An 18,282-nucleotide genomic window follows, 5' to 3' on the forward strand; every position below is an offset into this window, starting at 1 on the left:
TTAAGGTTTATGTCAAAAGTTATTGGTATTGATTTAGGTACTACAAACTCTGCTGTAGCCGTTCTTGAAGGCGGTTCTCCAAAGATTATTACAAACCCAGAAGGTGCAAGAACTACTCCTTCAGTTGTTGCTTTTAAAGACGGTGAAATCCAAGTTGGTGAAGTTGCAAAGCGTCAAGCAATCACTAACCCAGATACAGTTTCATCAATCAAGCGTCATATGGGTGAAGCAGGTTACAAGGTTACTGTAGCCGGCAAATCATATACACCACAAGAAATTTCAGCATTCATTCTACAACACATCAAGAAGTTCTCAGAAGACTACTTAGGTGAAAAAGTTACAGATGCTGTTATCACTGTTCCTGCATACTTCAATGATTCACAAAGACAAGCTACTAAAGATGCCGGTAAGATTGCTGGTTTGAACGTTCAACGTATCGTTAACGAACCAACAGCTTCAGCACTTGCTTATGGCCTAGATAATGACAAGGGTGACGAAAAAGTTCTTGTTTATGATCTTGGTGGTGGTACATTTGATGTTTCCGTTCTTCAATTAGGTGACGGTGTCTTCGAAGTACTTTCAACAAATGGTGACACACATCTTGGTGGTGATGACTTTGATCAAAAGATCATCGACTGGTTAGTTGAACAATTCAAGGCTAAGAATGGCGTTGATTTGGGACAAGACAAGATGGCTCTTCAAAGATTAAAGGATGCTGCTGAAAAAGCTAAGAAGGACTTATCAGGTGTTGCTCAAACATCAATCAGTCTTCCATTTATTTCATCAGGTGCTAATGGTCCACTTCACTTGGAAGAAACATTGACACGTGCTAAGTTTGATGAATTGACATCAGATCTTGTTGAAAGAACAAAGATTCCTGTTGACAATGCTTTGAAAGATGCAAATCTTACAAATTCAGATATTGACAAGGTTATCTTAAATGGTGGTTCAACACGTATTCCTGCTGTTCAAGATGCTGTTGCTAAATGGACTGGCAAAGCTCCAGACCACTCAATCAACCCTGATGAAGCTGTTGCTCTTGGTGCTGCTATCCAAGGTGGTGTTATCTCTGGTGATGTTAAGGATGTTGTTTTACTTGATGTTACACCTCTATCACTTGGTATCGAAACAATGGGTGGTGTCTTCACTAAGTTGATCGATAGAAATACAACTATCCCAACAAGCAAGTCACAAGTATTCTCAACTGCTGCCGATAATCAAAGTGCTGTTGATATTCACGTCCTACAAGGTGAACGTCCAATGGCTGCTGACAATAAGACTTTAGGTCGTTTCCAATTAACAGATATTCCTGCTGCACCTCGTGGTGTACCTCAAATCCAAGTTACATTCGATATTGATAAGAATGGTATCGTAAATGTTTCTGCTAAGGATATGGGAACAAACAAGGAACAAAAGATCACTATCAAGAGTTCATCAGGTTTGAGTGATGAAGAAATTGATAAGATGATGAAAGAAGCTAAGGAACACGAAGAGGAAGATAACAAACGTAAGGAAGAAGTCGATGTTAAGAATGACGTTGAACAAACATTATTTGCAACAGACAAGACTCTAAAAGACGTTAAAGGCAAAGTTTCTGACGATGAAATCAAGAAAGCCCAAGATGCTCGTGATGCTTTGAAGAAAGCTCAAGACTCAGGTGATCTTGAAGATATGAAGAAGAAACGTGACGATTTGAACAAGATTGTTCAAGATCTTTCTGTAAAACTTTATCAACAAGCTCAACAAGCACAACAACAAGCTGGTGGCGATAAAGGTGCTGCTGGTACAGGTTCAGCTGATGATAAGAAGTCAGGCGATGACAATACAGTTGATGGCGACTTCTCAGAAGTAGATCCTGATAAAGATAAGAAATAATAATTGTGATAAAGAGCAGTCGTTTAATTACTAAAACCAATTATGGTATAGTAAGAACATAACTGCTCTTTTGAGCGTTAAAAAGGAATAGGACTCAAATGTCCTGTCATGCAAAGGTGATTTAATGGCAGATAAAAATCCATATGACGTACTAGGCGTTGATAAAAACGCTTCTGATGACGATATAAGAAAAGCATTTCGTAAACTTTCAAAAAAGTATCATCCTGATTTGAATAAAGCGCCTGATGCTGAAGCAAAGTTTAAGGAAGTTAATGCCGCTTATGAAATTTTAAAGGATCCACAAAAGCGTGCTCAATATGATCAATATGGTTCTGCCGGTATGAATGGTGGCCAAGGTGGATTTGGCGGCTTCGGTGGTGCCGGTGCTGGTGATCAGTTCGGTGGCTTTGAAGATATCTTTAGCCAATTCTTTGGTGGCGGCGGTGCTGCTCGTCAAAATCCTAATGCCCCAAGACAAGGTTCCGACTTACAATATCGCATGGATTTGACTTTTGAAGAGGGTGTCTTTGGTAAAAAGACTAACATTTCCTATAATCGTGAAGAGGAATGTTCAACTTGTGGTGGTTCAGGTGCTAAACCTGGTACACATCCAGAAACATGTTCTAAATGTCATGGCTCAGGTTATGTTGAAGTAGATCGTCAAACTCCACTTGGCCGTATGCGTACAAGAGTTGTTTGTGATGTCTGCAATGGTACTGGTAAAGAAATCAAAGAAAAGTGCAACATTTGCCATGGTTCAGGTAAGGTAAATGAAAAGCATGAACTTAAGGTTACAGTTCCAGCTGGTGTTGAAGATGGACAACAAATGCGCTTAGATGGTCAAGGTGAAGCCGGAACAAACGGTGGACCTTATGGTGATTTGTATATTGTCTTTCACGTTGCTCCAAGTAAGGAGTTCAGACGTGATGGTTCGACAATTTATGCATCAGTAAATATCAGTTTCCCACAAGCTACATTAGGCGATAAGATCAAAGTTAATACAGTTCATGGTCCTGTAGAATTGAATATCCCAAGTGGTACTCAAACAGGAACAACATTCAGATTACGTGGTAAGGGTGCTCCAGTTCTAAACAGTAAGAGTATCGGTGATGAAAAGGTAACAGTTAATATCGTTACACCTCGTAAGTTGTCTAGTGAACAACGTAGTGCTTTGAAACAATTTGCTGAAGCTGGTGGCGACAAAGTTAAAGAAAAAGATAGTAACTTTTTCAACAAAGTAAGAGATGCTTTTAAAGGCGAATAAAAATAAAAAAGAAGAGGCCGTTGGTCTCTTCTTTTTTACATATAGAACATAGTAGTACAATAGTGTAAAATAGAAAGAATGATAAATTTCTGATAGAAGGGAATAATTTATGGATTTAGATCTCGATAAGTTAAAAGAAAGACAAAAAAGAATTCGTAATTTTTCTATCGTAGCGCATATCGATCATGGTAAATCAACGATTGCTGATCGAATTTTGGAAAGAACTAAGACTGTTTCAAAACGTGAGATGAAAGCCCAAATCCTAGATGATATGGATTTGGAGCGTGAACGTGGAATTACTATTAAGTTAAACGCGGTAGAACTTGAATACGAAGCAAAAGATGGTAAGACCTATATCTTCCATCTAATTGATACTCCAGGACATGTGGACTTCTCCTATGAAGTTTCACGTTCTCTAGCTGCTTGTGAGGGAGCTTTGTTGGTGGTTGATGCTGCTCAAGGTGTTGAAGCTCAAACTTTGGCTAATGCTTATTTAGCGATTGATAATGACTTGGAAATTGTACCAGTTATCAATAAGATTGACTTACCTTCAGCTGAACCTGATAAAGTTAAAGAAGAAATTGAAGAGATGATCGGTATAGACGCCGAATCGTCAATTTTGATGAGTGCTAAGACTGGTATTGGTGTCGACGAATTGCTTGAAAGAATTGTTTCTGATGTACCAGCTCCTGAAGGTGATTTGGATAAACCACTCAAAGCATTGATCTTTGATTCTGTTTATGACAGTTATCGTGGCGTTGTGTTGGATGTACGTGTTCGAGAAGGCGTTGTAAAGGTCGGAGACACGATTCAATTGATGAGTAATAAGAAGACCTTCGAAGTTACAGAAGTTGGTGTGATGTCTCCTAAAGCCGTTAAACGTGATTATTTGATGGCTGGGGATGTAGGTTATATTACTGCAAGTATTAAGACCGTTAAGGATACTCAAGTTGGTGATACAGTTACACTTGCCAATAATCCAACTGATTCACCTTTGACCGGATATCGTAAGAGTACACCAATGGTGTATGCTGGACTTTATCCTGTAGACAATGCTAAATATGAAGATTTAAAAGAAGCTTTAGATAAATTACAATTAAATGATGCTGCTTTGGAATATGAACCAGAAACATCCCAAGCTTTAGGATTTGGTTTCCGTGTTGGATTCCTAGGACTATTGCATATGGATGTTGTTCAAGAACGTTTGGAACGTGACTTTGATCTTGATTTGATTACCACATCACCATCAGTTGATTATCATGTAACAACGACTGACGGTGAGGAAATCGTAGTCGATAATCCAGCTGAGTTACCTGATGTTTCTGAGATCAAAGAAGTTCGTGAACCATTTGTTCGAGCTGAAATTATGGTTCCCGAAGACTTCGTTGGTCCCGTTATGGAACTCTGTCAACATAAGCGTGGCGAGTTCGTCACAATGGATTATTTGGATAAGTATCGGGTAAACGTAGTTTATAAGTTGCCATTGCTAGAAATTATTTTTGATTTCTTCGATGATTTGAAGTCAAATACTAAAGGTTATGCTTCACTAGATTATGATGTCGATGATTACGAACCAAGTGAATTGGTTAAAATGGATATTTTGCTTAATGGTGAACCCGTCGATGCTTTGAGCTTTATTGTTCATAAGGACTTTGCTCAAAAGCGTGGTCGTGACATCGTTGCTAAATTGAAGGAAGTTATTCCTCGTCAAATGTTTGAAATTCCTATTCAAGCTGCTATTGGTAATAAGGTAGTCGCTCGTTCCAATGTTAAGGCTTATCGTAAGGATGTTACTGCTAAACTTTATGGTGGTGATAGAACCCGTCGTGATAAGCTATTGAATAAGCAAAAGGCCGGTAAGAAGCGTATGAAGGAAGTCGGAAAAGTTTCTATTCCTCAAGAAGCCTTCATGGCTGTTTTGAACCTTAACCGAGGCAAAGAAGACGGCAAAAATTAGATAAGTGCTTATAATGTAATTAGTGTTTACATTATAAGTGCTTTTTTATTTGGAGGGATTCATATGGAAAAATTTGATACGATCATCATTGGTGCTGGCCCAGGTGGTTTAGCGGCGGCTTATGATTTGAGTGAAGCTGGTCAAAATGTAGCTTTGATTGAAAATAATCTATGGGGTGGAACTTGTCCTAACCGTGGCTGTGATCCCAAGAAAGTTCTTTTAAGTGCCGTTGAGGCCAGAGATAGAATGACTCAATTGAAGGGAAGGGGATTTGGTGATGTTCCTTATGTCAATTGGGAAGAGTTAGAGAAGTTTAAAGCAGGTTTTACTGATCCAGTGTCTGCTGGAAGTAAAAAAGGAGCCATCAATGCTGGTATTACAGCTATCGATGGCTCACCTAAATTTGTCTCAGAAAAAGAATTAAGTGTTAATGAGTCTACCTATCAGGCCGATCACTTTATTATCGCGACAGGACAACGTCCTAGTTATTTAGATATTCCTGGTAAAGAGTATCTTTTATCTAGTACCGACTTCTTGTCACTCAAACAGATGCCTAAGACAATTACAATTATCGGTGCGGGCTATATTGCTTTCGAATTGGCTACAATTGCTAATGCAACCGGAGCGGAGGTTCATGTAGTTCACCATAATGATCATCCTTTGAAAGCATTCAATGAGAAATATGCTCAAGAGTTAGTTCATCAATTGGAAGCTAAGGGCGTTAAATTCCACTTCAATGTTGATACGAAAGAAGTTGTAAAATCAGCTGGACAACTAACATTGAAGGCAGATGATTTCAGTTTGACTAGTGATTTGATTATTGGCGCCACAGGAAGAATTCCTAATATAGATATTCTCGATTTGGAAAAGGCTAATGTCAAAACAGACCGCCATGGTGTAGTTGTGAATGGAAAGTTGCAATCAAGCAATGATAAAATTTTTGCCATTGGGGATGTTGTTTCAACAAAAACTCCTAAATTGACACCAGTTGCCGGTTTTGAAGCTGGCTATGTTAGTGATGTTATTTCAGGAAAGACTACAGATGATATCAAGATTCCATTGATACCAACGGTTGTTTATGGAACGCCTAAACTAGCTCAAGTTGGTGAACAGAATGGTACTAAGGTGGTTGATCAGGATGTAACTAGCTGGTTCACATACAGCCATACCAATGAACCTAAGGCTATGATCAGAATTGTGCTGAATGATCAATCTCAAATTATTGGTGCAACGGTTCTAAGCAATGAAGCCGACAGTATGATCAATCTCTTAACAAAAGCAATTGAACAGAAGATGACTCATGCTGATGTTAAGAAAGAAATCTTAGCTTATCCAACTGCTGGTAGTGATTTGGAATATTTATTTTAAACATATGTATTGGTAAAATAATAAAATAAAAAAAGTGCAAAATATCGGAGTTCAAATTAAACCGGATTCCAATATTTTGTGCTTTTTTATGTTGTTATTAACTGATTATGTCAGATAGTTGAGAAAATAATAGTTCTATTTTCTTAGGGGAAAGGATATCTATCATGATTAATAGAATGTAGCAAGCCAATTATGAAAAGTTCGTATGAATAAACTTTTCTGTTGTGATTAAATCTAGTGTACATGAAGAATGTAAGAGTCATCAGTATAATGGTTAAGATTTCCTCGTGTGTAGAGATGGTTATAGATACGAATATAGCAATAACGGCAAATATTAAACTGACAGAAATAGAATTTGATGTGTGAAAAGGGTTGCTTAGGTAGTTAACACAGTCTACATACAGCTGATCTAATGTATCGTTATCCATGGACTTAAGATTCTTAACCATTATTTTTCTTTTTAAAGGCGTTAGTGATGAATATGTTCTTGAATATTTATTTAAGTCCAGAATTGATTTCTTAAATATCATTGTACAGAAATCACTTTTATCATAATATTGAAATTTCTTATCCGATAGCATAGATATCAGTTTTCCTCTTTGCATATATTGGTTTCTATTGAGAAAGGGTTCGATTTTCCAAAAAAATACTATTATTATTAACAGTATAATAACGAATATTATTGGTATTGGATGATGTGTGACAAAAGCAATAATATTTTTAATGATTGTATACCTCCTTTCCTATATTAATTAATAATTTTAACTACAACATTCTATAAAGGCACACATAAAGTTGTTTATCAAATCAACTGGATGGTAGATTGAGTTTAAGAACCGCCATTGGCAGTACATACTTTAAGTGGATCAGACCCGTTATTAACTGTTCTCAAAAAGTAATTAAAGTGTTCAGAATTAATTTTTATTGGTCACTTAAAAATGTCGGAATTCAAATTAGAATTCCGACATTTTTTATTAATTATTTTTCTTCATAACCATTTAGATGTTTTGACTTAAAGTTCCAAGCATCACTGATAACTTTTTCAACGTCATCATACTTAGGTTGCCACTTCAAAACTGTTCTGGCTTTTGTTGAATCAGCAATCAAAGTACTTGGATCACCGGGACGTCTTGGACCAATTTTAGCAGGGATTTCCTTACCAGTAGCTTTACGAGCTGCTTCAAGGATTTCCTTGTTTGAGAATCCGGTAGATGAGCCGAGGTTAAAGACATTGCTGTCATTACCACTACGGAGATATTCCATAGCTAGACGGTGAGCTTCGGCTAAATCTTCAACGTGGACGTAATCACGGACGTTAGTACCATCTTTAGTATCATAGTCATCACCGAAGATTGTCAATTCATCACGTTGTCCAGCAGCAACTTGCAAGACAACAGGAATCAAGTGAGTTTCAGGATTGTGATCTTCACCGATTGTACCATCAGGTTTTGCGCCACCAACATTGAAGTATCTCAAGGCAACGAATTTAATACCATAAGCTACGTCACACCAGTGCATGATTTTTTCCATGGCTAATTTACTTTCACCATATGGATTAGTAGGTACGGTAGGGTCAGTTTCCTTAATAGGAATTTGTTTAGGTTCGCCATAAGTTGCGGCAGTTGATGAGAAGACAATATGTTTAACGCCAAAATTATGCATTACTTGAAGTAATGAAATCATACCACTTGTATTGTTGTCGAAATACTTAAGAGGGTCCTTCATTGATTCAGGAACAACTGAAAAGGCCGCAAAGTGAATGACATCAGTAATATCTTCATTTTGGAATAGTTTGATCAAAAATTCTTTATCACGGACATCACCTTGATAGAATTTAGCTTTTGGATTGATAGCTTGTTGATGACCAGTCGATAAGTTATCTGCTACAATGACGTCGTAACCAAGCTCGCACAAATGGTCTACTGTATGTGAGCCAATGTATCCGGCACCACCTAAAACAAGAATGCTCATAAAATTACCTCCAGATTCATTTATAACTACATTATAGCTTATTTATAAGCTTTTAAATGTTGATATTATTGAAGTTTTTAGAAAAAGATTAAGGACTTAACTTTTTTGGACAGATGCTTTAATATTAAAACTGTATTGCATATTGTAAATTTATTGGAACGGAATGAAAAAGATGAAGAAATTCTTTTCAATTTTTGGAACTATCCTTGTTCTTTTGATAGCTCTAGCGTTGATTTTTAATCAACCAATTAAGGAATATGCTGTTAAGCAGATTTCTAATCATAACTTAAGCAGTTTGACAGCTGATAAGGTTAAAGCAAATCAAAAGAAAAAAGGACAATTTGATTTTAACAAGGTGAAGCCTATTTCCGCTGGTCAGGTAGCTAAGGCTGCTGTTAATAATGATGCCGCAGTAATCGGAAAAATGTCAGTTCCGTCAGTTAATCTTCGTTTACCAATCGTTGTTGGTTTGAGTGATAATGCTCTATCAACCGGTGGTGGTACGATGAAAGAAGACGAGAAAATGGGCAAGAACAATTATGCCTTGGCAGGTCATTATATGACTAACAAAGGTGCACTTTTCTCACCACTGGAAAATGCTCAAATAGGTGATTTAGCTTATATTACAGATATGAAACGAGTTTATACTTACAAAATTTACTATAAGAAAATTGTTCCACCAACAGCGGTTTATTTATTAGATGATGTGAAGGGGCAAAATATTTTAACTTTGATCACATGTGCTGATGGAGGCACCAATCGTTGGGCTCTACAAGGATCACTTGTTAGAAATGAACCAGCGAATAAAGCTACTTTAGCCGTCTTTTCTTAATAGTAACTTAAAAGCTTGTGAAAACAGAATTTACAAAATTAAATTGTAATGATGTTTTCAAGGCTTTTTTTTTACGTTCGAAAATTGCTATAATTAATTGACAGTAGGTGATGGATTGACATTAATAAATTGGGGAAAGCGTAAAAATCCCTCAAAACAAGAAATAGAAAAATTTGCGACAGATAAAAGGGTCGACAATATCGTAGCTCAGTTATTGATAGAAAGAGGTATAACTGACAATTTAGAGATTGAATCCTTTTTGAATAGCAATGTAGATGAACTACAGGATCCATTTGGTTTGCATGATATGGACAAGGCCCTGGAAATAATCGATGATGCTGTGCAATCACAGAAGAAAATTGCCATCTATGGTGATTATGATGCTGATGGTGTTACAAGTACTTCGATTATGAAGTTAACTTTACAAAAATTGGGGGCTAAACCTATCTTTTACATTCCAGATCGTTTTAAAGATGGTTACGGTCCTAATTTGGATCGTTACAAGGAGTTAGCTGATAAGGGAATTGATTTATTGATTACGGTCGATAATGGTGTCAGTGGTAAAGATCAGATCAAATATTTAAAAGATCAGGGAATTCAAGTTGTTGTGACTGATCACCATGATTTACCTAAAGAGTTACCGGAAGCTGATGCAATCGTTCATCCAACAATTCCCGGTGCAGAATATGTCTGCCCATACTTATCTGGTGCAGGAGTGGCTTTTAAGATAGCTGATGCCCTTTTAGGTGACGAAGCTTTGGAATTAATAGACTTAGCAGCAATTGGTACTGTGGCCGACTCAGTGGCTCTTAAAGGCGAGAATCGTGTCATTGTTTCTGAAGGCCTTAGACAGATGCGTCAGAATCATCATGTGGGCTTAAGTGCACTAATTAAAAAATGTAAAATTAAAGTTAACGATATTTCAGAAGAGGATATCGGTTTTAAAATTGCACCCCGCATCAATGCTTTAGGACGCCTGGACAATGCTTCGTCTGGTGTTGAATTGTTGACAACGGGTGATGAAAATTTTGCTAAAGAAATTGTTGACGAAACTGAAGATATCAACTCTCATCGACAAGAACTAGTTGACTCCGCTTTCAATGATGCTCAAGATCAGATTGCGGCTCAAAAAGATAATGGTGTACTGGTCTTAAAGGGTAATGGTTGGCATCAAGGTGTCTTAGGAATTGTGGCTAGTCGTGCCATGGATCAAGAAAATAAGCCAGTTTTGGCAACGCAGTTTGATGAGAATAGTGGTGTAATGAAAGGCTCTGGTCGTAGTCCTGAGGGGTTCAATTTGTTTACAGCATTGGATCAATATCGTGATTTATTCACGGCTTTTGGTGGGCATGCACAAGCCTGTGGTTTTTCAATTGAGGAAAGCCAACTGGATAAACTGACTGAATTGATACAGGCTGAACCCGCTAAACAGGACTTTGATCCACATGCACCCGTAGTTAAAAAGTATGATCTTGATTTGAAGATTGCTGATTTGAACTTTGACTTGATCAAAAAGATCAATCGTTTGGCACCATTTGGAATGGGTAACCCTAAACCAGTAATTAAGTTGACCAATGCTGAGTTAACTCAGATTCGTTCAATTGGTAAAGATGGTACGCATTTGAAGACTCAAGTGGCTGATCAGAGTCATCAAGTTGATGCAATTGGTTTTGGGATGTATCAGAAATCTCAAGAAGAGGAAACTGATGTCTGCGACGTTTATGGTGAACTAGGTATTAATGAGTGGGCTGGACGCAAGAATCTCCAATTGATGTTGGATGATTTTCAAGTCTCACCAGCTGCTCAAAAAGTGCAAGAGTTGAAAAAGGTTTATCTCGATTATCGAAATAAACGTATATCAACTGAAATAATCAACCATTTCGATGATGTGGTTTTCTTCAATGAAGCTTATTATGAAGCCGCTAAACGTTCTAAGCTACAAGTGAATATGGTTCGTTATGATGAAGATGTTTCTGGCGATAACATTTTGATTTATGATCGCCCACATAATATGGATCTGTTTAAGGAATTCATTAAGAAGAATAAGTCACAACATACAGCTTTGTTCTTCCATACGAATTTGGCTAGTGGTTATTTGAAACCTGATATGTTGAGAATGAAAGAATTATTGAAATATATTTATTCTCACCAAAATATTCAGGTAAATCAGATGGATTTAGTCGCAAAATACTTAAATTTTGAAAAAAATGACGTTGATTTTTATTTAAAAGTGTTTTTTGAGCTAAATTTTGTTAAAATGGTAAATGGCTTTGTTGAAAAAGCTGATGCTTCACAACAACGCGAATTGATTGAATCTCCGACATACTTGAAGAGATTACAACGCAATGAAGTTGAAAAAATATTAATTGAATCCAACTTTGACGATCTCTTATCTTGGATGAGTGATTATGATTGCCATTGTTAGGTTGAATGGGGAATTTTAAAAATGGATATTGATTTTAAGAAATATGTTGCTAATGTTCAAGATTTTCCAGAACCTGGTGTACTATTTCGAGATATTTCACCATTAATGGCTGATGGCAAGGCATATGCTGCAGCAACCGATAAGATTGTTGAGTATGCTAAAAGTCGTGGTGCAGAAATGATTGCAGGACCAGAAGCACGTGGCTTTATCGTGGGATGTCCGGTAGCATATAACATGGGTATTGGCTTTGCTCCTGCTCGTAAGAAGGGTAAATTGCCTCGTGAGACTGTTTCGGTCACATATGACCTAGAATACGGTCAAGGCTCATTGTACATGCAAAAGGATGCTATTAAACCCGGTCAAAAAGTTTTAGTTGTTGACGATTTAATGGCAACTGGTGGCACATTAGCTGCTACAATTAAGTTAATCGAAAAATTAGGTGGTATCGTAGTTGGAACAGCCTTCTTAATTGAGTTAACTGATTTGCACGGACGTGATAAAATAAAAGGGTATGATATGTTTACTCTTATGCAATACTAGTAAAAGGGGCCTAAAGGCCTTTATTATGGAGAGTTGGCAGAGTGGTAATGCATCGGACTCGAAATCCGACGAACCTGTTTTATAGCAGGCGCGCAGGTTCAAATCCTGTACTCTCCTTTTTTAGAATAAAAGAGAACAAAAGTTCTCAAAAATAGTTAGAGGAACACCGAATTAACGGTGTTCCTCTTTTTTTGCTTTATAAAAAATGTAAGAGAATTTAAATGTTATTTGCGCAGAATTTTGCGCAGCAGAAGATTAATTGTCCCATTTTGCGCAGGAAAAAATCAGCAAAAAAGGTGTGCGCAAAATATTGCATTAATACTAATCATTATTATTAGTTTCTTCAATGCCGTTAAATAATTTTCTAAGATCACTACTTTGCTCAAGCGATGTTGAATCGAACATATGAGTGTAATATTTTAATGTAGTAGCAGTTGTTTTATGACCGACACGTCTTGATACATATTTAAGATTAAAGCCTTGATCAAGTAGATAGGATATGTGAGTATGTCTAATTCCATGGAAATTAATTATTTTGCTTGCACCGATTTCATTTAGCAATTTTTTTAACTGCTGATTGACTGATTGAGAAGTAGGAGTTTCTTTACGTCTGCTTCTAAAAACATAATTGTAAGGATCAGTGTAATTAATTCTATTAAAGTATTCTTCCTGACCAATTTTGAGCTTTTTAAGTACATTAATGCAGTCACTACTAACATCAACATACCTAACACCAGCAGGTGTTTTAGTGGCCTTTTGATTGCGGGTATCATTTTCGATGGCTTTATTGACACGAATTACTTTTTTATTAAAATTGATATCATTCCAAGTAAGCCCCGCGCATTCCTCGTATCTCATTCCTGTTTGTGTTACTAAATATACTTCAGCTGATGATATATCATTAATAGAAGTACGCATTTTAGCAACTTCAATCAGTTTTATGTAATCATCAGGTTCAAGAAATTTTTCATCGGGGCTTTTTGATTCCTTACCGGCAACAATGGTTGTATTTCTAGTGAAGTCTGTATAGATTAATTGTTCAGCTATTGCATCTTCACACATAGATCTAAAGAAGCTATTATATTTGCTAATGGTTACTTTTGTGCGAGTTTTGCCAAACTCATTTAAAAAATGCTGATAGTCTGCTTTAGTAACATCAACTAGTCTCATGTTTGGAAAGTATTTTTTGATTACATCTATCGCAAAATAGTATCTATTAACCGTAGAATGTGATTTGCCCTTAATGCGATATAATTCTACCCATTCTTTAAAGTAGTCAGAGAAGAGCATATCTTGCTTTGCTAAGTTAGCATGATTTGATTTTTGCAATTCAATTTTCCTAGCGGCTTCCTCACATTCTGTTTTCCTGACGAAACCGCCCTTTGTTTTATTTCTATATTTGCCAGTAGTAGGATCTTTATAGGAAACACGATATTCCCATTTTCCATTGCGTTTATGAATTGTTGCCATGTTTACAAGCGCCTTTCTTATGTAAATTTATTTAATGATTTAGCCATATTTAAGCTTTTTTTGCGTTCTAAGTTGACATTTAAGGGATTACTGTAAATTTAGGGGCACATACGTTCTTTTGACGCTAAAAATAAAAAGCCAAGAAAGGCTTAATATTTTTCAAATATCTTGATTTAATGAAATAAGGTAAGTATTATTTACTTAGATTAAATATCGTTAGGAGATGAATAAAGTGAAAAAGTTGATACACGAAGTAATTAATAATTATCACAATTTATCTCGTGAAGAAGAAAAGTTTAATAAAAAAGTAAATTCTGAATTAAAAGAAATGAATAAAAACCATCAAAAATTGAAGAAGGAGAATGATAAGTGGTTTTCTAAGTTATAAGTATGCGGCGATGGGCTTAATTAGCTTATCGCCGTTATTTAATATACCTATACTTTGTAGCATAGTATCAGCAAAACTCGGCATTATACCACCGATTTTGCTTAAGTCACCACTAGCAAATTTATCCATACCACGATCATTAGTTAGTGCAGTATTTTCAACTATACCTATAATTGTGATTTTTCTATTTGATCCAGATAACATTTGTATTTGGCCTTGATTCATTCTGAAATTATTTCTTTCTAGCATAGATAAAGAGCCATCTGTTTTTATCAGGTATGTATTAGGCATTATGCTTGAAAAAATTTCACCAAGTGTTTGAATGTTTTTAAAAGCAATCTTTGTATCTTTTATGGACTCAGAGGATTGATGCGTTAATTTCATGAATATTACATAAAGCTGTGGATTTAATCCAGCAAGAATATTGAAGTCAAAGAAATCAAAGTCAGAATTTATTTTAACAAATTCACCAGCACCAGCTTTTTCTACGCTGGCAATCATCTTCTTTTCAATTAAATCATCAATTAACATATCAAGTTGATAATCGTTAAAAACGACGTTAACGAATTTTTGTTCTGATTCAGTTCTTGATTCTGAAGATGACCGACTTGCAGATAATTCAGCTTTTAGTACTGCACTAGCACCCAAATCACCATTTTTACTTTTTGAACTTTCATCAGTATTTGATGATGAATTTCCTCTTTGAATTGATTCCATTAAGCCATGATCTAATTGTGCTAATGTGGATGACATTTCTACATTGTCTAAATAGATAATCTCTTTATGTTCACTATTATCGCTCATAATATAATCCCCCTTATGAAATTTATTGTCCGTATCCATTGGAACCAGTGCTATTGCCATTCTCATCAATATACCCTTGCTCCATACCTGTCTGTAACTGTTGTTCGCCAAATGTTTTCATATTCTCTGGTGTACTTTGCAATGCTTGTAAAGTAGACATGCCGTGGTCAACTTTATAAGCAGCAGGGGACTCACCATATTTATTAACGAATCCTGTCAAAGTATTTTCATCATAAGAAATACCACTAGATTGTTGCTGTGTATTTTGATCGTTTTGAGATGTTTGCTGTTGGTTATTGGTACTTGTACCTGAAGCTTGTTGAGATTGATTAGAGGTCTGATTTTGAGCTTGTTGATTGGTGTTATTTTGTTGCGTATTAGTCTGATTATTTGCTTGTTGATTAGTTTCATCGGCATTCTTTTGATCAGTTTTTTTAGAGGACTTTTTCTTAGGGGACTTCTTCTTAGTTGAAGAAGTCTTTTTCTTTTTGTCAGTTTTCTTCTTAGAAACTAGGGTAGTCTTATCCTTTTTTTCAGCAGAAGAACTGGCTGACTTGTTATTTGAACATGCTACTAGTGAAAGAGTAGTAGCAATTAGCAGAGCAGATGTTATTATTTTTTTCAATTTATATCCCCCTATACCTTGATTAACTTTATATACCCAAAATTTGTTTCTTTTTGGCATCAAATTCACTTACATGTTCATAAGAATCTGTGTATTGTTATTTTCACCATTATCATTATTAGGACCATCTTTTTTAACTTGATCAAGATTAAATCCTTTAGAATGCTGTTGAAAAAGTGGGTCAACATAATAGCTTGTTGCTGATTTTAACAGAGAATTAGGGTATTTCTTAAATTTTTTATTACTGATTTTTAAGGAATGAGCTTTATCGATTTTATATGTGGCCATAAACTGTTTATCTTCAGTCATCTGAGCAAATCCGATACCTGGAACAGAATAATTCTTAGTAGCTTTAATAATTTTGTACTCATTTTTCATAAATGTGTTATATTCTTTGGCAGTTTTGAAATTATATCCCTTTAATCCAATGATTTTGTAGCCGTTATCAGTAGTTACTAATTTAGTAATATGCTTTGATCCAAGAATTTTCTTATTCATCGCAAGATATGTATTATCATTACTATTGGATTTAAAGTTAGAAGTATTACTTGCTGAAACAGTAGATGAACCAGTACTGATTAATACAATTCCGATTGCAGTTGCTAATAATAATTGTTTAATTTTCATAATTTCTCCTATAGCTTTTTTAAAGAGTCAATTAGTTGGGACCAAACAGATTTTTTATGTTTAGGAGGATTGGTTTTCTTTTTCCTACCGACAGACGAAGCATCACTATTTATCTTCTCGTTAAAAAGATCATCAATTTTATTCTTTTCTGTGATTAAGACCTTCTTAGTAAAGTCATCATTAGTGATTGTATGAACGTTCCTTGTCGAAATAGTCTTTTTCTTTAGACTATTAAATGTCCTTACATAAATTGAGTTGATTTTTTCAGTAGAATTTCCTTGTAAGCTAAAAAGTAATAATTTCTCAATTTCATTATTTGAAAATATATTTTCCATATTGTTAAAAATAGGTTCTATCTTTTTTAATCTTTGAATTATTTCTTGATCAGTGATACCAGTTCCTGATTGGATTTTTTGAATAGAATCAATATAGAACTCAGGAATTTCACAATAATAGCTTTTAAGATCATCTAATGAATCAACGTATTGAAATCTTTCCTGTAGATGACTATCGTCAAAGTTAGAAGTCTGACCAGAAATGCATAAGTATATTATTTGAAGATATATATTTAATTTTTCATCAGAATTATCAAGGTGTCGTCCAGTTTGTTCTTTGGAAAGTAAAACACGATATAGTTTGTGCCATTTATTTTTAGTTAGATAAATATGATAAAAATAATCGGTAAGATTATGTAATATTTCTTTTGGATCGTCTTCAGTTTCTTTTATACCTGCTATTTCGGCATTTTTAAAAGTGATTATATCGTTATCGTAATATTTTGCGATAATTGGGACTGCTGAATGTTGTTTGAGTAGATTGAAACCTGTGTCTGTAAGTCTGAACGTCTTAAAATGAATATATTCATCTATTTCTGTAGCGTCTAAATTATCTAAAATGCGAGTCACTAACTCTTTTTTTCTACCAGAAACTTTCAAATCTTTATTTTTCAAAATTGATTTCAAGTCAGGGACGAGTAATTGAGGAAGTGCAATTTGAGGATCACTTACCAATTCTACAAATCCATTCCCAATTAATTTGTCTATGATTCCATTTGGAGACATATTGAAAATTGATTGCCAAGTAAATTCGTTCAATTCATAATCATCTTTCTTACCGTTGAGTTGGTAAAGAGCGTAGATATCTGCTTTACTGATTAGTGTCATAATTTCATCTCCCATATTTGTAAAGCTAATTTTCTAAATTTGGTAGTCCATAATTCCGTCTCAAATCTGAATAAGTATCAGGTAAATGACCATTCTCTTCTATATAAAGGTTAGTAACCACAGCCATAGCAAAGGTATCTGCTTCACGCTCAGTTTTACGTTCATGAACCTTATTTGATACGTAGTAGGCTGCTAGGCCATTATGCTCAAGAACATGTCCAATTTCGTGAGCCAAAACAAAATAACGTTGATTTGAATATTTGATATTATTTGACATCATTATTACTGGTACATCAAAGAAATAGACCGTTTTTGCCAATGGTTTTGGTAATAGTTCTTTCCATTGAATATCTAAATTTAGCTTGTCCGCCCAAGTGAAAGGATCAAAGGTGCCATACCTTTGGCCGATGGTGAAGACAAGCTTATTTAAATCACTTGTTTTCCCCATTTTTCTTTGATTCCTTTGCCTTAATCTTTTTAAGTTTTTCCCAAAAAATTTGAGTCATGGCAATTTCAACTTTTTCTTTTTCCTCTTTAGTTAAGTCCTCACCATCAAAAGTCATTCCACCCTGGGAATTTTCATCAATGAAGTTTCTAAGCTCAAGAGTATCTTTTTTTGTTGCCCATTCGGGGGTCTGATTACGACCTAATAAATAATCAGTAGAGACATTAAATATATCAGCTAGTTTGTCAACTGTGGATAGAGATGGCTCTCTTGTGCCACGTTCCCAAGCACCAATTGTTTTAGAGGACACCCCAATTTTATCTGAAAGTGTCTCTTGGGTATATCCATTTTGAACACGAAGTTCTCTTAGTTTTTGACCGAACATATTGTCACCTCTTAGTATTAATGATACTACAATATGTAGTATAAAAAGAACCTACAAAAAGTAGTGTTTTCATGTTGACATACTACAAAACGTAGTTTATTATAATAACTGTAATAACTACAAAACGTAGTTAGGAGGTGATT

General features: G+C 35.4%; 16 protein-coding genes and 1 tRNA gene. 9 read left to right on the forward strand and 8 right to left on the reverse strand.

Annotation, left to right across the window (positions count from 1 at the left end):
• Nucleotides 1–9 precede the first annotated feature (9 nt).
• The 4 genes from dnaK (at nucleotide 10) to ATN92_RS07390 (ending at nucleotide 6,464) form a co-directional block, all read left to right on the forward strand.
• Nucleotides 10–1,875 carry a molecular chaperone DnaK gene (dnaK, locus tag ATN92_RS07375; protein WP_056950443.1) on the forward strand — a complete coding sequence of 622 codons (1,866 nt, stop codon included), beginning with the start codon at nucleotides 10–12 and terminating at the stop codon, nucleotides 1,873–1,875.
• A gap of 124 nt (nucleotides 1,876–1,999) precedes the next feature.
• Nucleotides 2,000–3,139: a molecular chaperone DnaJ gene (gene dnaJ / locus ATN92_RS07380; protein ID WP_025085193.1), complete on the forward strand. Its 1,140-nt coding sequence runs from the start codon at nucleotides 2,000–2,002 to the stop codon at nucleotides 3,137–3,139.
• 109 nt (nucleotides 3,140–3,248) lie between these two features.
• Nucleotides 3,249–5,096 carry a translation elongation factor 4 gene (gene lepA, locus ATN92_RS07385; protein ID WP_054641925.1) on the forward strand — a complete coding sequence of 616 codons (1,848 nt, stop codon included), beginning with the start codon at nucleotides 3,249–3,251 and terminating at the stop codon, nucleotides 5,094–5,096.
• 63 nt (nucleotides 5,097–5,159) lie between these two features.
• Complete coding sequence (locus ATN92_RS07390) at nucleotides 5,160–6,464, forward strand: dihydrolipoyl dehydrogenase family protein (RefSeq protein ID WP_056950440.1); 1,305 nt, start codon at nucleotides 5,160–5,162, stop codon at nucleotides 6,462–6,464.
• A gap of 978 nt (nucleotides 6,465–7,442) precedes the next feature.
• Here ATN92_RS07390 and galE read toward each other — a convergent pair.
• Entirely contained in the window at nucleotides 7,443–8,435 is a 993-nt protein-coding gene (galE, locus tag ATN92_RS07395; protein WP_056950437.1) for a UDP-glucose 4-epimerase GalE, read from the reverse strand.
• A 172-nt stretch (nucleotides 8,436–8,607) separates the two neighbouring features.
• On the opposite strand from galE, the gene ATN92_RS07400 reads away from it, so the two are divergent.
• From ATN92_RS07400 to ATN92_RS07415, 4 genes are all read left to right on the forward strand, one after another.
• Entirely contained in the window at nucleotides 8,608–9,267 is a 660-nt protein-coding gene (locus ATN92_RS07400) for a class A sortase (protein ID WP_082604463.1), read from the forward strand.
• A gap of 115 nt (nucleotides 9,268–9,382) precedes the next feature.
• Complete coding sequence (gene recJ, locus ATN92_RS07405; protein ID WP_056950432.1) at nucleotides 9,383–11,692, forward strand: single-stranded-DNA-specific exonuclease RecJ; 2,310 nt, start codon at nucleotides 9,383–9,385, stop codon at nucleotides 11,690–11,692.
• A gap of 21 nt (nucleotides 11,693–11,713) precedes the next feature.
• Nucleotides 11,714–12,232 carry an adenine phosphoribosyltransferase gene (locus ATN92_RS07410; protein ID WP_025085743.1) on the forward strand — a complete coding sequence of 173 codons (519 nt, stop codon included), beginning with the start codon at nucleotides 11,714–11,716 and terminating at the stop codon, nucleotides 12,230–12,232.
• A gap of 27 nt (nucleotides 12,233–12,259) precedes the next feature.
• A tRNA-Ser gene (locus ATN92_RS07415) sits at nucleotides 12,260–12,349 on the forward strand.
• Nucleotides 12,350–12,553: 204 nt separating this feature from the next.
• On the opposite strand, the gene ATN92_RS07420 is transcribed toward ATN92_RS07415, so the two are convergent.
• Complete coding sequence (locus ATN92_RS07420) at nucleotides 12,554–13,702, reverse strand: site-specific integrase (RefSeq protein WP_056950430.1); 1,149 nt, start codon at nucleotides 13,700–13,702, stop codon at nucleotides 12,554–12,556.
• Nucleotides 13,703–13,934: 232 nt separating this feature from the next.
• Here ATN92_RS07420 and ATN92_RS07425 point away from each other — a divergent pair, with 232 nt between their 5' ends.
• On the forward strand, nucleotides 13,935–14,090 hold the full coding sequence (locus tag ATN92_RS07425) for a hypothetical protein (protein ID WP_156638739.1): 156 nt from the start codon (nucleotides 13,935–13,937) through the stop codon (nucleotides 14,088–14,090).
• Here ATN92_RS07425 and ATN92_RS07430 read toward each other — a convergent pair.
• From ATN92_RS07430 to ATN92_RS07455, 6 genes are all read right to left on the reverse strand, one after another.
• On the reverse strand, nucleotides 14,085–14,894 hold the full coding sequence (locus tag ATN92_RS07430; RefSeq protein ID WP_025084972.1) for a DUF6414 family protein: 810 nt from the start codon (nucleotides 14,892–14,894) through the stop codon (nucleotides 14,085–14,087). The two genes, ATN92_RS07425 and ATN92_RS07430, sit on opposite strands and share 6 nt — an antisense overlap.
• Nucleotides 14,895–14,916: 22 nt before the next feature.
• Entirely contained in the window at nucleotides 14,917–15,519 is a 603-nt protein-coding gene (locus tag ATN92_RS07435; protein WP_056950427.1) for a hypothetical protein, read from the reverse strand.
• A 69-nt stretch (nucleotides 15,520–15,588) separates the two neighbouring features.
• A complete protein-coding gene (locus tag ATN92_RS07440) occupies nucleotides 15,589–16,146 on the reverse strand; it encodes a hypothetical protein (RefSeq protein ID WP_056950423.1) in 558 nt (185 codons plus the stop codon).
• A gap of 8 nt (nucleotides 16,147–16,154) precedes the next feature.
• Complete coding sequence (locus tag ATN92_RS07445) at nucleotides 16,155–17,309, reverse strand: SAP domain-containing protein (protein ID WP_056950421.1); 1,155 nt, start codon at nucleotides 17,307–17,309, stop codon at nucleotides 16,155–16,157.
• Between the two features lie 25 nt (nucleotides 17,310–17,334).
• Nucleotides 17,335–17,757, reverse strand: a complete 423-nt coding sequence (locus ATN92_RS07450; protein WP_056950418.1) for an ImmA/IrrE family metallo-endopeptidase — start codon at nucleotides 17,755–17,757, stop codon at nucleotides 17,335–17,337.
• Entirely contained in the window at nucleotides 17,741–18,139 is a 399-nt protein-coding gene (locus ATN92_RS07455; protein WP_056950415.1) for a helix-turn-helix domain-containing protein, read from the reverse strand. Before ATN92_RS07455 ends, ATN92_RS07450 begins: the two co-directional genes overlap by 17 nt.
• Nucleotides 18,140–18,282 lie beyond the last annotated feature (143 nt).

The sequence above is a fragment of the Companilactobacillus bobalius genome (assembly GCF_009764355.1).

What these genes read in the sequence shown, in the direction of transcription:
- ATN92_RS07455 (WP_056950415.1), bottom strand. Translation starts at nt 18,139, where the DNA reads ATGTTCGGTCAAAAACTAAGAGAACTTCGTGTTCAAAATGGATATACC.
- ATN92_RS07450 (WP_056950418.1), bottom strand. Translation starts at nt 17,757, where the DNA reads ATGGGGAAAACAAGTGATTTAAATAAGCTTGTCTTCACCATCGGCCAA.
- ATN92_RS07400 (WP_082604463.1), top strand. Translation starts at nt 8,608, where the DNA reads ATGAAGAAATTCTTTTCAATTTTTGGAACTATCCTTGTTCTTTTGATA.
- ATN92_RS07430 (WP_025084972.1), bottom strand. Translation starts at nt 14,894, where the DNA reads ATGAGCGATAATAGTGAACATAAAGAGATTATCTATTTAGACAATGTA.
- ATN92_RS07410 (WP_025085743.1), top strand. Translation starts at nt 11,714, where the DNA reads ATGGATATTGATTTTAAGAAATATGTTGCTAATGTTCAAGATTTTCCA.
- lepA (WP_054641925.1), top strand. Translation starts at nt 3,249, where the DNA reads ATGGATTTAGATCTCGATAAGTTAAAAGAAAGACAAAAAAGAATTCGT.
- dnaJ (WP_025085193.1), top strand. Translation starts at nt 2,000, where the DNA reads ATGGCAGATAAAAATCCATATGACGTACTAGGCGTTGATAAAAACGCT.
- dnaK (WP_056950443.1), top strand. Translation starts at nt 10, where the DNA reads ATGTCAAAAGTTATTGGTATTGATTTAGGTACTACAAACTCTGCTGTA.
- galE (WP_056950437.1), bottom strand. Translation starts at nt 8,435, where the DNA reads ATGAGCATTCTTGTTTTAGGTGGTGCCGGATACATTGGCTCACATACA.
- ATN92_RS07420 (WP_056950430.1), bottom strand. Translation starts at nt 13,702, where the DNA reads ATGGCAACAATTCATAAACGCAATGGAAAATGGGAATATCGTGTTTCC.
- ATN92_RS07445 (WP_056950421.1), bottom strand. Translation starts at nt 17,309, where the DNA reads ATGACACTAATCAGTAAAGCAGATATCTACGCTCTTTACCAACTCAAC.
- ATN92_RS07440 (WP_056950423.1), bottom strand. Translation starts at nt 16,146, where the DNA reads ATGAAAATTAAACAATTATTATTAGCAACTGCAATCGGAATTGTATTA.
- ATN92_RS07390 (WP_056950440.1), top strand. Translation starts at nt 5,160, where the DNA reads ATGGAAAAATTTGATACGATCATCATTGGTGCTGGCCCAGGTGGTTTA.